This window comes from Mucilaginibacter sp. P2_A4, from assembly GCF_056405015.1.
In genome coordinates this window covers 211,875-229,083 of sequence record NZ_JBFUCX010000001.1, presented here as the reverse complement: position 1 = coordinate 229,083, position 17,209 = coordinate 211,875, and the positions used below count along the sequence as shown (strand labels likewise).

The 17,209-nt window shown below is 41.1% G+C and carries 7 protein-coding genes and 1 pseudogene; 5 read left to right on the top strand and 3 right to left on the bottom strand.

The window, feature by feature from the left end; all coding sequences use genetic code 11:
• The first annotated feature begins 170 nt into the window (after positions 1 to 170).
• From AC1DYB_RS00765 to AC1DYB_RS00745, 5 genes are all read left to right on the top strand, one after another.
• Positions 171 to 3,290, top strand: coding sequence for a SusC/RagA family TonB-linked outer membrane protein (locus AC1DYB_RS00765; RefSeq protein ID WP_477431591.1), 3,120 nt, complete (start codon positions 171 to 173; stop codon positions 3,288 to 3,290).
• A 19-nt stretch (positions 3,291 to 3,309) separates the two neighbouring features.
• Positions 3,310 to 4,815 carry a RagB/SusD family nutrient uptake outer membrane protein gene (locus tag AC1DYB_RS00760; RefSeq protein ID WP_477431589.1) on the top strand — a complete coding sequence of 502 codons (1,506 nt, stop codon included), beginning with the start codon at positions 3,310 to 3,312 and terminating at the stop codon, positions 4,813 to 4,815.
• Positions 4,816 to 4,882: 67 nt separating this feature from the next.
• Positions 4,883 to 7,483, top strand: a complete 2,601-nt coding sequence (locus AC1DYB_RS00755) for a glycoside hydrolase 5 family protein (RefSeq protein WP_477431587.1) — start codon at positions 4,883 to 4,885, stop codon at positions 7,481 to 7,483.
• Between the two features lie 46 nt (positions 7,484 to 7,529).
• Entirely contained in the window at positions 7,530 to 9,887 is a 2,358-nt protein-coding gene (locus AC1DYB_RS00750; protein WP_477431585.1) for a glycoside hydrolase family 2 TIM barrel-domain containing protein, read from the top strand.
• Between the two features lie 32 nt (positions 9,888 to 9,919).
• On the top strand, positions 9,920 to 10,930 hold the full coding sequence (locus tag AC1DYB_RS00745) for an SMP-30/gluconolactonase/LRE family protein (RefSeq protein ID WP_477431583.1): 1,011 nt from the start codon (positions 9,920 to 9,922) through the stop codon (positions 10,928 to 10,930).
• Between the two features lie 428 nt (positions 10,931 to 11,358).
• Here the strand turns inward: AC1DYB_RS00745 and AC1DYB_RS00740 are convergent, their stop codons facing one another.
• The 3 genes and pseudogenes from AC1DYB_RS00740 to AC1DYB_RS00730 all read right to left on the bottom strand — a co-directional run.
• A complete protein-coding gene (locus AC1DYB_RS00740; protein WP_477431581.1) occupies positions 11,359 to 12,876 on the bottom strand; it encodes a glycoside hydrolase family 28 protein in 1,518 nt (505 codons plus the stop codon).
• Positions 12,877 to 12,959: 83 nt separating this feature from the next.
• A complete protein-coding gene (locus AC1DYB_RS00735; RefSeq protein WP_477431578.1) occupies positions 12,960 to 14,627 on the bottom strand; it encodes a RagB/SusD family nutrient uptake outer membrane protein in 1,668 nt (555 codons plus the stop codon).
• Between the two features lie 29 nt (positions 14,628 to 14,656).
• Positions 14,657 to 17,197, bottom strand: a pseudogene (locus AC1DYB_RS00730) (SusC/RagA family TonB-linked outer membrane protein); the annotation flags it as partial.
• Between the last annotated feature and the right edge of the window lie 12 nt (positions 17,198 to 17,209).

The window sequence follows — 17,209 nt, the reverse complement described above, 5'->3', positions numbered from 1 at the left end:
AAATCATATCATAGTAAATAGTCTTTCATTTGTTCACCAATTTAAGCGCCCCATTTCACGCTTCGAAAGATTGCAGGACTTGAACGTGTTTTAACAGCTGCTGTTATTCGGGCGGAGGCTTCTTTCATTGGGGAGGAACTCTAATATAAACCAATTAACCCTAATTTATTATGCAAAATTTTACTTTTTTGTTTAAAAGGCGGTGGCCTTTGCTCTTGTTCTTACAATTGTTGTTTTCAATTTCGGTTTTCGCGCAGCAAAAAACTATTACAGGTAAAGTTACCGGTGCTTCGGGCGAGACACTGCCTGGCGTAACCGTTACCGTAAAAGGTACCCAATCCGGCACCCAAACAGATAATGATGGAAATTACAAATTAACCGTAAATGGCAATACGAGTTCACTTGTTTTTTCATTTATAGGCTATATCACTAAAGAAGAAGCCATTGATGACCGTGTAAAAATCAATGTTCAGCTAACATCCGATAGCAAATCATTGAATGAGGTTGTTGTACTGGGCTACGGTACATCAACCAAAAAGGATGTAACCGGCTCTGTTGTTTCGGTAAAAACGTCAGATCTTCCGCAGGTTGCCCAAACATCAATTAACAACTTATTACAAGGTCAGGCGGCAGGTTTAACACTTGATACCAGAAGTGCACAGCCGGGCGGCGGTTTAACCGTAACCATCCGCGGTGCAATTTCACCACATGGCGCCAACACACCCCTTTACATTATTGATGGTGTTCCTATAACCAATAACAGTTCTGCAACACCGTCAATAAACGATAAAGACCTCGGGTTTTCTGGTGGCGTAGATCAGGATCCTTTGAGCAGTATCAATCCTTCAGATATCGAAAATGTAACCGTACTTAAGGATGCCAGCGCCACTGCCATATACGGTGCCGCGGCTGCTAACGGTGTAATATTGGTAACTACCAAAAGAGGAAAAAAAGGAAATGCGGTAGTTTCATACAGCGGCAGTTATACCATACAAAAACCAAAGTCGTATTTTAATCTGTTGGATGCAACCGGCTTTGAAACTCAACAGGTAAGGTTGGCTCATGATAAATATTTATTCGATAACGGCCTTGCTCCTTACGGCAGTAATAGTCCGGCTGCAGCACCGGGATTTACGCCGCTGTTTACACCTGACCAGATTGCATCTGCCGGTAAGGGAACAGATTGGCTGGGGTCGATCATAAGAAATGGTTATGTTGATGAACATAATATTTCCGTATCCGGCGGCACCGATAAAACCAAGATATTCTCATCATTCAATTATTACGACAATAAGGCTATCCTGCAAAACTCCAACTTTAAGCGTTATTCGGGTCGTGTAAACATCGATCAGCAATTGGGTGAAAGGGTTAAATTTTCTCTAAACCTTACTTTCAGCCAAATAAACAGCAACAATGCATCTACAGGAAGCAACAGCGGTGGCGCCGAAAAGTACAATCAGTTGCAGGCGGCTTATTCATTTGCACCTAATCTCAATGCTTACAATAGCGATGGTTCGTACACCAAAAGTTACGACAACATTATAACAAACCCAGCAGCGTTTCTAATCATACAAAACAACACAAATACCAACCGTTTTATGGCATCGCCAAATATCGAAGTAAAGATAACTGACGATTTAAAATGGAATACGGTAGTAGGTATTGACAAACAAACCAGCGAACTGCAATTTTTCCTGCCTGTAAAAGCACAAAATTACCAGTTACCTACAGGTATGGCTCAGTTAACAAATAATCACATACAAAATTATAGTGCAGAATCATTTTTCACCTACAACAAAAGGATAAACAGTGATAATAATTTTTCGGTAGTTGGTGGTGTGGGCTACTATAAAAGCTCGAATGAAGGCTATGGTTTGGAAGCTGTAGGTTTCCCGACAGATGCGCTTGGATTTTACAATGTAGGCCTGGCAAGTGATAAGGACAAAAGCTTTGATTTCTCCAATCGCGACCGCGATTTAATTAAGGTTTCAGGTTATTTCAGGGCAAATTACTCTTACAAGAATAAATACCTGTTAACAATAACCGGACGCGAAGATGGTGAAAGCTATTTCGCCGCTAACAAACAATTCGGTTTCTTCCCTGGTGCGTCACTGGGATGGAGAATAAACCAGGAAGATTTTCTTAAAAACTCGAAAGTTATTTCATCACTGAAACTGCGTGCAGGCTATGGTACATCAGGTAACTCACCTATTTTAGGATCAGGTGCATTGCCGCTTTACGGATCGGCAGGCCCAATTTTTGTGATCGGCAGCACTTACTATCCGGGTATCGGCATTACCCAAATTGCCAATAATAATTTAAAATGGGAAACCGACAAAACAATCAACTTTGGTTTGGATTATGGCTTGTTTAACGACCGTCTAACAGGTTCGATAGATGTGTTTCAAAAGACCGCATCAGGCCTGATAGATTATGACCCCCTACCTGTAAATAACGAGGTTGGACAGGTAGTGACCAACATTGGTTCAACCCGCAGCCGCGGTATCGAGTTTTCGATACTATCGCAAAACGTAAAAAGCGAAAACTTTAACTGGACAACTAACTTCAATATATCAGCCTATAAAAACTACTGGGTTGCAAGAAATCCAGAAACGCCTTTGGCCTCATACATAGGCTATAAAGATCCGATAAGGGAAGTATACGGCTGGCAAACTGATGGCATCATCCACAATAAAAGTGAAATTCCATCATACATGCCAAATGCAAACCTGGGTAACATTATCTACAAAGATCGTAACGGCGATGGAAAATTAGATGTGAATGATGTAATTGCATTGGGTAACCCTGACCCTAAGTTTTCACTTGGCTTTGGCAACACATTTACCTATAAAAACTTCGATCTGTACGTATTTATGTATGGCAGCTTTGGCATGTATGAAGTAAATAATTATGGCGCATTTTATGATCCGGCTGTAATTAATGAATCAACAAGGCCCCATAACACGCTGGCAGGCGCTGCAAATATATTCTCGGCCGACAATACAAACGGAATTTATCCAGGTTATGCTGCTAATGTTTATACCGGAAATAACCCAAGCCAAACAAATAATTTTTACGGGCAAAACGTCAACTTCCTGCGTTTAAAGAATGTAACCCTGGGCTACAAATTGCCTTTACATGATAAATTCATCAAAACGTTAAGGTTTTTTGCCGATGCGCAGAACCTGTTCATCATCACCAATTACAAAGGATACGATCCTGAATATACCGAAACAAACCCCTACCCTTTGGCAACATCAATTACGTTTGGTGTAAACGCTACTTTTTAAAATTTTAAACGCTAAATAAATGGAAAGCTTAAAAAATAAACGAAATAAATTAGCGAAGTACACTGTACTCCTGCTAAGCTGCTGTACACTGGTGCTGTTTGATTCAGGTTGCAAAAAGGCGCTGAACTCAAAGGTTTACAGCCAGATATCCCCAAGTAACTTTTACAAAACCGAATCGGACATCAACGCCGCGGTGATAGTCATTTACAGTCCCTTCTCTTCAAACTGGGACCAAACCGACTTAGGTAATAATCAGCAATCAGCATCGCTATATAATGCAGATATAAAAACATATCTGTTAAAAAGCATAATGACAACCGATGAGGCCAGTACGGATTGGGACCAGAATTTAACCAACTTTACCTGGGGGCCGGCTACCTATCAGGGTTTAAATAATTCGGTTTATCCGTACATAAGTTATGTGGCTAAGGCAACCGACGTTATTGACAATATATCAAAAGTTACTGCCGTAAGCGACCAGATAAAAAAGAGATATACCGCCGAAGCAAAAGTTTTACGCGCCTGGCTGATGTTTGTATTATATGACTTTTACGGCCCGGTTAATGCAACAACCGACGCTACAAAGCTGGCCAGCCTTACCATTGCACCACGCCCCACTACCGAAGTATATTCCGCGCAAATGATAAGCGACCTTACTTCAGCCATCCCCGATTTGCCGGCAAAATATAATACCGACAATGCCAACTGGGGCCGCATGTCGCAAGGTGTTGCGCAAATGCTGTTGTTGAAAATTTATATGATGAATAAACAATGGGATAAAGCAGAAGCTACAGCTAAAACCATTATGGGTATGGGCTACAGCCTGATGTCAAATTATGCCGATGTGTTTAATGTAAAACAGAACAATGAGCTGATATATGCTACCCCTACCAACAGTGCAAGCCCTAATTATTGGGTACAGGAAGTACTGCCAGGCGATTTTACCGCATCACCGCTTTTAACAAGGGGGCCGGGATGGGCAGGTTATTATATGCCCTGGGCATTTTACAATAAATTTGATGCAGCCGACAGCCGAAAAAGCACCATTATAGCATCATATACCAACACCAGCGGAAAAACAATTAACCAGTCAACCGGCTTAAGAGGTGCTATTCCTGTAAAATATACCGGCGTGCTGGGCGATGGACCAGGCTACTCATTTGACGTGGTTGTGTTTAGATATGCCGAAGTGTTGCTATCATTATCCGAAGCTATTAATGAACAACGTGGCCCGGCCGATGCTTACCAATATGTAAATATGGTACGTAAACGTGCAGGAGTCAGCAATTTTGCGGGCATGAGTACAGCCGATTTCCGTGCCGCATTGATCGATGAAAGCGGCCGCGAGTTATATTGTGAAGGTTCACGCCGCCAAACACTGATAAGGCAAGGCGTATTGATATCTAACGCCAAAGCACGCGGAAAAACAGCTGCACAGGATTTCATGACCCTTTTCCCGATACCAAGCAACGTCATGATACAAGGTAACGGAATCCTCAAACAAAATCCGGGTTATTCTCAATAATATACCTCCCTAAGGTTTGGCCTTTCAATTTATCAAGTGCTGCCCCAAGGCAGCACTTGATAATTACATGATACAACTTTTACCTTCATCTATGAAATACCGCATTTTACTAATCATCATTTCCATTTTCTTAGTGTTTACCCAGCCTACCCATGCACAACAAAGCAAGAATTTAGTGTATATGGATAAGCAAGGCCGATTGCGATGGGAAAAGGACCAATCAGAAGTTTATCTCTTCGGGGTAAATTATACTGTGCCCTTTGCTTATGGCTACCGTTCCATGAAAGCCATAAATAAGGATATTGAGAAAGAGATTGATGAAGATATCTATCACATGGCCCGTATGGGAGTGAACGCTTTCAGGGTGCATATCTGGGATACAGAAATCAGCGACTCAACGGGTAACCTGTTACAGAATGAGCACCTGAAACTTTTTGATTATCTACTCTATCGCTTAAAGCAGCGTAATATTCGCATTATTATCACCACCATAGCTTTTTATGGCAATGGTTATCCTCAAAAGGACGAACCTTCGATAGGGTTTTCAGCAAAATATGGTAAAGGCCCTGTTACTCGGATTGAAGCAGGGATTAAAGCACAGGAAAACTATATTAAACAGCTTTTACAGCATGTTAACCCCTATACAAAAATAAACTACCGCGATGAGCCCAATATTATCGGTGCCGAACTAAATAACGAACCTGCCCATAGCGGCCCCAAAAGCGAGGTAACAGCTTATATTAACAGGTTAGAGGCGGCAGCGCGCAGTACTGGCTGGAGTAAACCTATATTTTATAATATCAGCCAAAACCCCTCCTATGCTGATGCGGTTGCCAAATCAAACGTTAATGGTTTCAGTTTTCAGTGGTACCCTACCGGGCTCGTAGAGGGGCACGAACAAAAAGGCAATTTTTTACCCAATGTGGATCATTACCATATCCCTTTTGATACCATACCCGAGTTCAAAAATAAAGCACGCATGATATATGAGTTTGATGCAGCCGATGTTTTACAATCATGCTTATACCCGGCAATTGCGCGCAGCTTTAAACAAGCCGGCTTTCAATGGATAACGCAGTTCGCATATGATCCCTTGGGAAATGGCTATGCCAATACAGAATATCAAACCCATTACCTTAACCTGGCTTATACCCCCGCAAAAGCTATTAGCTATTTAATTGCCACCAGGGTATTCCGCCAGCTTCCAAAGGAAAAAAAATACGGTACTTACCCGGCCGATAGCGTTTTTGATGCCTACCATGTAAGCTACAATCAGTCAATGAGTGAGATGAATACGGCCAGCGAATTTTACTATTCGGGTACAACATCTTCAGCACCTGCCGATGTGAAAAAACTAGAACACGTTGCCGGCTTAGGCTCTTCGACTATAATACAATACAAGGGGTATGGCGCTTATTTTTTAGACAAAGTTGAAAACGGTATCTGGCGGCTTGAGGTTATGCCGGACGCTATTACCGTACGTGATCCGTTTTCAAAACCATCACCGGCACGTGAGGTAGTGCATATTCAATGGCATGACCAACCAATGCAGATCAGTTTAACCCAACTTGGGAACGATTTTAAAGTTAAGGCAGTTAACGCCGGCAACAATTACAGCACAACGGCGGCCAACGGCTCATTCATCATAAAACCCGGAACTTATTTATTATCCAAAAGAGGCAGCTCAATAACAAATAGTGCAGATAAAAGAATTTTGGATGTTATTGGCCTTAACGAGTTTGTTGCCCCGCAGTCTTTCAGCAAGGAACCATTCGTTCGGCATACCCCTGCTACAGAGATCAGCACGGGAAAGGATTTTACAGTGAAAGCAAAAATTATCAATATTGACCCGGATGCTAAAGTAACCCTGCTGGTAAATAAACCTTTTGGTGGCCAGACGGCTATCGTTATGGAAAAGAGTACACCATATGATTATAGTGCAAACATCCCCGCAGCGCAAATAGTATCGGGCTTGTTAAATTACCACATCCTGATACAGCAGGGCGATAAATACCTGTCTTTCCCCGGAGGGCACGAAGGCGACCCGGCTTCATGGAATTATCTGAACACCGAAAGTTGGCAAACTTTTGTAGCTGCCCCACTGGGGAATTTAAGCTTGTTTAATGCTACAACCGACCGGGAAAATGCAAACAGTTATTTTTCGGGCTCAGGCCGTAATGGCGGAGTTCAGTACATCAGCGGGGAAGTAACGGGCCAGCTTGCCTTTAAAGCGGCAACTGCAAACATCAGGAAAAACCAGGAAATGGGTTTTCAGCTTTATATAGGCGACAAAATAAAAGATCGCCTGCCTGAAGTTGCATCCTATAGTAAAATGGTGATAAGGGCACGCATGCAAACTGGCCAAAACGGTAAGCTTCGGGTGGCCATCATAAACAAAGATGCATCAGCATATGCAGCCTACATCAATATGAGCGATCAGTATAAAAATATAGAGATACCGCTATCAGCATTTAAGCCCGATTCTAATCTTATGGTGCCAAGACCTTATCCCGAATTTCAGGCACTATGGTTTAAAGCAGGCACTTTTAGCGGATTAAGCATCCCCCAATTTGATAAGCTGGAAATCACTACTGTTGATGATCTCAGTCCCGATCAATTTAATAAACCCTATGGTATAGAAATAGAATCAGCATGGCTGGAAAATTGATAAATCGCCCGAAAATATAATGTTCACTAAGTTTTATACCCTTTAAATGAAAAAGCTCCTACTTTGTATATTGCTGATAACCGGCTGTTTAATAAAAACTAAAGCACAACTAAAAATCCCATCAACCACCGGCTTTAATGCCAACTGGGAGTTTGTAAAAGATATTGATACAACAAACTCGGCTCAGTTGCTGAGTAATACCAGCACACCTAAAATTGACTGGAAGAAAATATCATTGCCCCATACAGCCCATATAGAACCTGTTAAAAAGGTTAAAGAACAATGGCAGGGCACTTGCTTTTACCGCAAGTATTTTACCATACCCACCGCAAATAAGGGTAAACACATAGCTGTTAAGTTTGATGCCGCTATGCACGAGGCAGATGTTTATCTTAATGGTAAGCATGTATATAAGCATTTGGGCGGCTTTTTGCCGTTTTACATTGATATTTCTAATCATGTATTGTTTGGCAAATCAAATTGTATCCTGGTTAAATTAAACAACCAGGATAACCCGGATATCCCGCCGGCAAAGCCAATAAAGGACCTGGATTATAACTATTACGGAGGAATTTACCGTAATGCCTGGCTAATTATTAAAAATAAGATCTATATTAATGATGCGGTACAGGCCGCCCATGAAAATGGTGGAGGCATTCTTTTGCATGACGAAGAGGTAAGCGACAAGCTGGCCACGCTGGTTGTGAAAACAGAGGTCAATAATGACTTTGATCAGCAAAAAACAGTAAGCGTAAAAATTAGCCTCACAGATAAAACAGGCAAAACAGTTGCTACATCGCTTGCCGGTAAGCAGTTGTTAAAAGCCAATTCCTTTGGATCTTTTACTCAAAATTTAACAGTCAATAATCCAAAGCTCTGGTCGCCCGCTCACCCTGATTTGTACAGTGTGCTGGTACAGGTTTTAGAAAACGGAAAAATCATTGACGAACAAAAATTTAACACCGGCATAAAGACGTTTAAGTTTGAGGCAGGTGGTTTTTATCTGAATGGTGAAAAATTCAAAATTGTTGGTACTAACCGCCACCAGGAATATCCATATATTGGTTATGCCCTTTCAGACAATGCACAATACCGGGATGCCTGGAAGATAAAAAACGCAGGCTATAATTTTGTGAGGTGTTCTCATTATCCCCCATCGCCTGCATTTCTGGACGCCTGCGATGAATTGGGCATACTGGTAATGGATGCCATCCCCGGATGGCAGTTTTTTGGAGGCCGTACATTTCAGGAAAACAGCTTTCAGAATATCCATGATATGATTCGCCGCGACCGTAATCATGCTGCTATTGTTTTATGGGAGGCATCCTTAAATGAAACAGATATGAGTAAGTCTTATATGGATACTGCAAACCACATAGTGCACCGCGAGCTTCCTTTTAAAGATGTTTTTTCAACCGGGTGGGAAGATTATGCATTTGATGTTTTTAACCCTGCCCGCCAGCATTTAAAAGCGCCGGATTACTGGAAAAAATACAATAAAAATAAACCATTACTGATTGCAGAGTACGGCGATTGGGAATATTATGCACAAAATGCAGGGTTTAATCAAACAGAATACCAAAACTTAACTAAGGAAGAAAAATCATCAAGGCAGGTGCGCGGTTATGGGCAGGAGCGGTTATTGCAACAAGCCCTTAATTACCAGGAAGCTCATAATGATAATTTTAACGGCAATATTGTAGGCGACGTTAACTGGCTGATTTTTGATTACAAAAGAGGCTACGCCACAGACATCGAGATGTCGGGAGTAATGGATATTTTCAGGATTCCAAAATTTGCCTATCATTTTTACGAAAGTCAGCGTAATGCTGATGAAAGCCAGCCTATGCTTTTTATAGCCAATTACTGGAACGACCCAACTGATACCGCAGTTAAAATTTATAGTAATTGCGATGAAGTTGAACTAAAGCTAAATGGCACTCCTATCGCCAGGCAAAAACCAGATACCGGGATAAATACTAATAATTTAAAACATCCGCCATTTACGTTTAAGGTTGCCAAATATCAGCCCGGAAGTTTACAGGCAACGGGATATATTAATGGCCGAAAAATGATTACTTCAACATCGGCTACCCCAGGAAAGCCATATAAGATTATATTAAGGGCAGATTACAGCGGCAAACCATTTAAAGCAGGAACCAACGATGTACTATTTATCTATGCTTATGTAACCGATAAAAACGGGATAACAGTTTCTGATGCCACAAACCTGTTGAAGTTTTCTGTTAATGGCAGCGCAAAGATTATTGGTGACAAAACAGGCAATGCGGAAGCCGGAATAACACCTGCATTGATAATGGGGACGGATAAACCCGGGAAAATTTTGATAAAAGCAACTGGCAATCAACTTGTTTCAGGCAACCTATCGGTGATTTTGCATTAACTTAGATAAACCTTTAAACCCAATACATTAATATGATAACGTGGAATAAATTTTTACCGGTTACCCTGGGTATTTTAATAAGCGGGATTACGGCGGGTTATGCCCAGGCTGCAAAACCATTGATGACAACGGAACAGATTGATCCGCAGTTTAGAACTTTAGTAAGTAAAACAGCAAAGGCCGAAATTTTAGCCGATGGTTTTATATGGAGCGAAGGGCCTGTATGGATAGAGCGCCATAACATGTTCCTTTTCTCTGATGTTAAAAAGAATGTCATTTATAAATGGACCAAAGAAAAAGGTAAAGAGATTTATCTTTCACCTTCGGGTTATACCGGTAAAATACCACGTGGAGGAGAGTTAGGCTCAAATGGTTTGGGTTTAAATTTAAAAGGGCAGTTGGTTATATGCCAGGATGGTGATAGGGCAGTATCCATAATGGACGCCCCTTTGGATAAGCCAAAAGCAAAATTCATCAAGCTGGCCGTCAGCTATCAGGGCAAAAAATTTGACAGCCCTAACGATCTGGCTTTTTTGAACAATGGTGATATTTACTTTACCGACCCTCCTTACGGACTCGAAAAAAACGTGCATGATCCACTAAAAGAAGCCAAATACCAGGGTGTTTACAAAATTTCGGCGAATGGCAAAATAACCCTGCTTACAGATACACTTACACGACCAAATGGCATCGCTTTTTTTCCTGGCGGTAAAACCATACTGATCTCAAATTCTGACCAGGGAAAAGCCAACTGGTATGCCTATGATTTGGATAGAAATGGTTTGTTTACGCATGGCCGGATATTTTACAGCGCAAATGCGGCAACCAAAACAGCTGCAGGTATGCCCGATGGAATGAAGATTGATAAAAAAGGCAATGTTTTTGCTTCCGGGCCGGGAGGCTTATGGATATTTAACCGTACCGGTAAATTGCTTGGAAAAATGATATTTAACGATGTGGTATCAAATTGCAGCTTTTCTGCTGATGAAAAGACCCTCTATCTGACGTCCAATCACCGTGTTTTGAAAGTAGATTTAAGATAGGTAAAACGGTTACTCTTATCGAATTTGATGAACAGGGTACTTTAAATTTGGCAATGATTAATGGTGTCGGTACAATTAACTAAAAAACTATAATGGTAAACAAAAACGGTTTAATGAACTTCCCGTCGCCCTTAATGAAACAGGCAACAACTTGTAAAGATGTTGCCTGTTTATATTGACCTTAATGCTATCAATCTGGTATAATATCAATAACCAAATATTTCCGCTAATGTTAATTTTTAAACCTCTCCACACTGCTTTAACATTTCGGGCGTGATCTTTTTTTCTGAACCTAAAACACAGTAGATGTAATGTTTATCTCTGCCATATAACGAAATCAATCTTTTCATGCAACGTCAACAAATTTTGAAAAGGTCATTAATGTTGTGTTGGTAACGAATTCCATCAAACACCGGTAAAGACACCTATTATTGCTTTACTATCAACACTTTAAGATCTCCGGGCATATTAACATCTTTCAGTAACGGCTGTAAAACCTTGTTCATAATAATAGCCGGCGATTGATTTACTGTTGGGATAATAATTTTATACAGTTTTAAGCCATTTACATCATCAAATACCAAAGCAGGCCTAAAATCTTTTGTGCTCACTGTAACCTTCATGTTTTTAATTGTTATTCCGGCGGCATGCCTAACATAAAAACCCCAGGCCGGCAGTTCGCCAAACATGGTAAACTCAGGATACCCGGCTGCATTTTCGGTAACCTGGCCAAGGTTATCAGTGCTGATAAAAGCCATATTTTTATCGGCACCACCAGCATAATTAAGCTCAATATTTTCCAATACCACATCCTCTACCGGGTGGCCAGGCAAGCCCGTAATAGATGACGGAACAACATTGTGCGGGGCTACTTTTGGTGGAGGCCCCTCCATTGGATAGCCGATATCGGGCTTACCGGCGGGTATCTCTGCTTTAACATTTGCAATGTACACCCGGCGTAAAGTACTATAACGATTATCGGTATTACGGTGGCCCAGGCGTATAAATATTGCGTTGCCTGTATTGGTTGCCGTTACGTTGCGGATATCAATATCTTCCAGCACAGCGCCATCCACGCTTTCAAGCGCAATTGCCGATCGGTAAGTATTATAAACCTTTATGTTATTAACCCGGATATGTTTAAACCCACCTGTAGAACCAGTGCCTAATTTAAACCCACTTGCACTTGAACGCAGGATACAGTTTTCAACCACAATATTATTGCATTCGTCATTGGGGTCGTCTGATTTTAAACAGACAGCATCGTCAGCGGCGTTAAATGTGCTGTTGATAATTTTTACATTTTTACAATCAGTAATATCAATTCCATCATTATTCCAGTAAGCTGTGCTTTGTACCAATATGCTATCAATCAATACATTTTTGCATTTATTATAACTTTGCACCCATCCCGAAGCATCTTTTAAAGTAACGCCTGTTACTTTAACGTCATCGCAGTTGCTAAATGAAATTAGTGTAGGTCTGTTTTTTTCACCAGGCCTTTTAACTTTCCATTGAAGATCTGTTATTATGCCTTTGCTTAATAGTTCCAGTACGTTTTCAACTAATTCGCGCCCCTGCCCGTTGATGGTGCCGCTGCCGGTCATGCTTATATTTTGCTGGCCCCCGGCGCTAATTAACGCCATTGACTTATCGTTAAAATCCATCCTGTTAGTTGATCCTAACAACACGGCGTTATCTGTTAAATGGAGTTCAACATTTGATTTGATAATAATTGGGCCGGTAATATAATTACCATCCGGAATTATAACCCGCCCTCCCCCTGCATTATTTGCGGCATCAATAGCTTTTTGAATAGCAATGGTATTGAGATGATTTTTATCAGCCCGTGCACCATAAGCTATAATATTATAATCCTTTTTTTGTGAAAAAGCGGTAGTTACCACAAATAACAACAGTATGCTCGTAAAAATATTTTTCATCATTTTAAACGGTTAAGCTTTTAAAAATAAACATCGGGCGGCAAAAATCCTCCGGACCAAGCCGGAGGATCATTGTTCATTATTAATTAATACCCTGGATTTTGTGGAAAAGTTTCGCGGTTTAAATCAATAACTGCCTGCGGGATGGGTCTTAGCAAATGGAATGCCTTTATTGCATTTGCAGCTTTAGCTTCATCGTTATAAGTTAACACCCGCGCTACCAAAGTACTTGTGCGCTTTAACTCAAACCACCTGAATTCTTCGCCGGTAAGCTCTCTTACTCTTTCGTCAAGTATATCGTCAATAGTTAAAGTTGATGCCTGCATTTCTGTACTATAGGCAATCCCGGTAAGCGGATTGTTCCCTGGCTTGGCTGCCCTTGCGCGGATGGCGTTAAAGTATTGTAACGCTTTAGGCAAATTACCTGTTTTAAGGTACGCTTCAGCTGCCACTAAATAAGTTTCTGCAAGGCGGAAAACATAAGTATCGCGGGTGCCTCCGCCATCAACATACCCCGGTACCCCAGGGTCGCGGAATTTTTTAAACTGCGGATAGTTACGCTGACCAGATACAAATGGCGAATTACGATACTCATCGGGATTGATAACAACATACTTTTTCTCCGCTTTTTGTGCTGCCGTAAACGGCACTGCAGGGTAATAAATTAAGGTATCGCCTACTGCAAAAGTTTTACTGTTATAAGATCCTGTAACCTGTACATAAACCACATCATATACATTAGCTAAATAACGGCTATCGCGCGTTTTGTCAAACAGGCTAAACCAGTATGGATCCAGAGAGGCCGCGTTATTTGTTTTTCCGTAAAATGTACTTCGGCCAACCAAACCTGTATTTTGTGTATCCCACATAAAATATTGCTGTAAGCTGTTGCCTGATCCATTTGCACCTGCATTGGTGTTGGTGCTGTACTGTACAGAAAAGATCACTTCATTGTTTACCTGAAAATTGTTTATAGCAGGATCAAACAGATCGGCATATTTAGTTTTTAAGGAATAAGGACCCGCCATTACAGCTTCGGCATTGGTTGCCGCCAACTGAAAATCGGCATTACCGCCGCCATAGCTTTTATAACCCCGTGTTAAATAAACTTTTGATAATAAGTGTTGCGCAAAACCTTTGGTTACACGGCCAAAATCTGTAGTTGTAGCAGGCAGCACGGCCAAAGCATCATTCAAATCCTGGATAATCTGGGTATAAACTTCTTTTTCAGGAGTGCGGGTAAATATGAAATTAATAACTGTGGTACGGGTTAAAACCACAGGCACATCGCCAAATGTTTCGGTTAGTAAATAGTAATAGTAGGCACGTAATGCTTTAGCCTCGGCCACGCGGATATTAATATTTGCGGCATTACCGTTGGTTACCTTTGTTGCCCAGTAAATACTGTTATTAGCAATATTAATTGCCGAATAAATCTGCCTGAAATAACCGTCTACATCGCCATTAAAAGAGTTGAGATTGGTATTATAAAGGTTTTCGCTATTATTATCATTAATGCCGGGCGACGAAAAAACATCGGTTCCGATAAAATAAAGCCCCCCAAAGTTAACTATGCCTCTTAAAGTACTATAATTGCTTTTTACCAGGTCCTCAAAGCCAGCGGGCGTATTATAATAGGTTTCGGCTGTTTGCCCTCCCAGGTTGTTTTCATCAGTAAATTTTTTACATCCGCTTATACTGAATAGCACAACAGCAAGGCTAAGCAGCAAATGTTTTTTATTTATATATTTCATAACGAGTTATGTTAAATAATGATCAATAATTATAAAGTTAAATTTAAGCCCAGCATAAAGGTGCGCGTTTTGAAATCCTGATTTAAAGCTGAGGTACTACTTGGATTTTCAGGATCCCAACCTATAAACTTACTGAAGATGAAAGGATTGAACGCATTGGCATACACTCTTAAATTGGTGATTTTCACCCTGCTCAACAGCTTTTTGGGGATGGTATATCCTAATGTGATATTGCTGATCTTAGTATATGATGAGTTTTGCAATACTGCAATACCGCCATATTGGGTTTCTAAAGCTGTGTTGGCCCATTTGTTACTTGGGTTGGTGGGTGTCCAATAACTGCGGTCAAAGGCGCCAAAGCGCGCCCTGCGCTGGTCGCCGTTCATAGCCTGGTTTAAAAACTCACTGCCCTCAAGCGTTCCTTGCCGGGTGTATACGGTAAAACTGAAATCAAAATTGGCAAAATTCATGGTGTTGGTTAAGCCACCAAACCAATTTGGTATATCGCTACCTAACACCTGGCGGTCGCCTGCGTCAATTTTATTGTTGTTATTAAGATCCTGTATTTTGTATGTACCTGGCTTCTGGCCATAAACGGCAGCCTGAGCAGCTTCGTCGGCTTGCCACACTCCAATTATTTTATAGTTGTATTGTACGCGTACTTTTTGACCCAAAAATCTGGCTGCTCCAACGTCATCCTTACCAGTTCCGTACAGATCAACAATTTTGTTGGAGTTAGCTGCAAAATTGATATTGGTAGTCCAGCTAAACTTACCCGACCGTACATTCACCGTATTCAGACCAATTTCTATACCTTGATTTCTTACTGATCCAAGGTTGGTGGTTTGGGCCGAATAACCATTTTCCGGAGGCACCGGCTGTGACAAAATCGACCCATTAGATGTTTTGCGATAAAGATCAACCGTTAAATTTACCCTGTTATTTAAAACGCCTAAATCAAGTCCGGCATTAAATTCGTCAGTTTTTTCCCAGGTAAGATTCTGATTACCAAAATTTGGTGCAAATCCACTGGCCTGGGTGCCATTGAAATCATAAGGTGTTTGATAAATAGTAGATTGGGTAACATACGGATAGAATATAAGGTTTTGCAATGCAGCGTTGCCCGATTTACCATAGCTTAACCTTATTTTTAATAGATTAATAGGGGTAACATTCTTTAAAAAATCTTCTTCGCTGGCAATCCAGGCAAATGCTCCCGATGGGAAATAACCCCATTTGTGGCCAGGTGCAAAAATAGAATTGCCATCAGCCCGCATAGTAGCGGTAAGCAGATACCTGTTATTGAAGGTATAGTTAGCCCTGCCAAAATAAGACGCTATTGTTTGTTTGGAGTAACCGCTGCCTATACCTACAACCGGTATTTGGCCTAAAACGTTTTGATAAGTACCTAAATTATACCAAAGCGACCTGTAAGGCAAACCAGTAACCGATATAGAGGAAAAATCCTGCTGATGATATTCAAAGGTGTTACCTAAGGTAATATCAAATTTGCTTTTACCTATCTCTCTGTTATAAGATAGCAGGTTTTCCCAGGTGTAGTTAACCCATTTGTTTGAACTGCTTTGCCCCTGTGCCGGCTTAGTACCCGCCTGTTGTTTAGTAAAAGTATCATCATACTGACCCTGGCGCTGGAAGGTAATATCCGGGCTGAATGAGGCACGTACCTTTAACCCTTTTATGATATTTGCCTCGGCATAAACGTTTGGCAATACGTGTACATATTGCTGCTCCCTGATCTCGTTTTTAAATTCAAACAAGGGGTTAGTGATCTGAGCTTCGCTTTCATAAGCAAAAAACCGCGGAGAGCCATCAGCATTATAAGCACTGCCGGTAGGGCGTAAACGGTAAGCCGAACGAAAAACTTCGGCGCTACCTAAGTGATTGTTTACAAAAATAGAATATATTGAACCACCCGCTTTAAACGTGTTGTTAATAGTTTTATCTAACCCCGCTTTTAAAGTATATTTTTTAGAATCCTCGGCGTTAGTTGTACCCTGGTATACCTGATACCCTCCGGATAAAAAATAGGTAGTTTTTTCATCCCCTCCGGTTATAGAAAGGTTGTGGTTGGATTGTGAACCATTTCTTTTGATCAGGTCTATCCAGTTGGTATAGGTTCCGTTTTTAATATTGGTTAATTCAGTTGCCGAAAATATTTTATCATCTGCAATCGGGATAGCAGGGTAACCGGATAAGGCATTATAATAATCACGTGCGTAAGTAACAAAAGTTGGCCCATCCATTACCGGAGGCAAATGATAAGGATTTACCACGCCGTAATAACCATCATAAGTGATCTTGGTATTACCCTTAATTCCCCTTTTGGTGGTTACTAATACTACGCCGTTAGCACCGCGTGATCCGTAAATTGCGGTAGATGACGCATCTTTTAATACATCAATTCGCTCAATATCGGCAGGGTTAATATCGTTTACCGGATTGGTAGCGCTACCGTTTTGACCAACTGGAATACCATCAATTACATAAAGCGGTTGTGTACTTCCGGTTATTGAATTGGCGCCCCTGATCTCGATATTGAAATCAGACCCCGGTTTACCAGA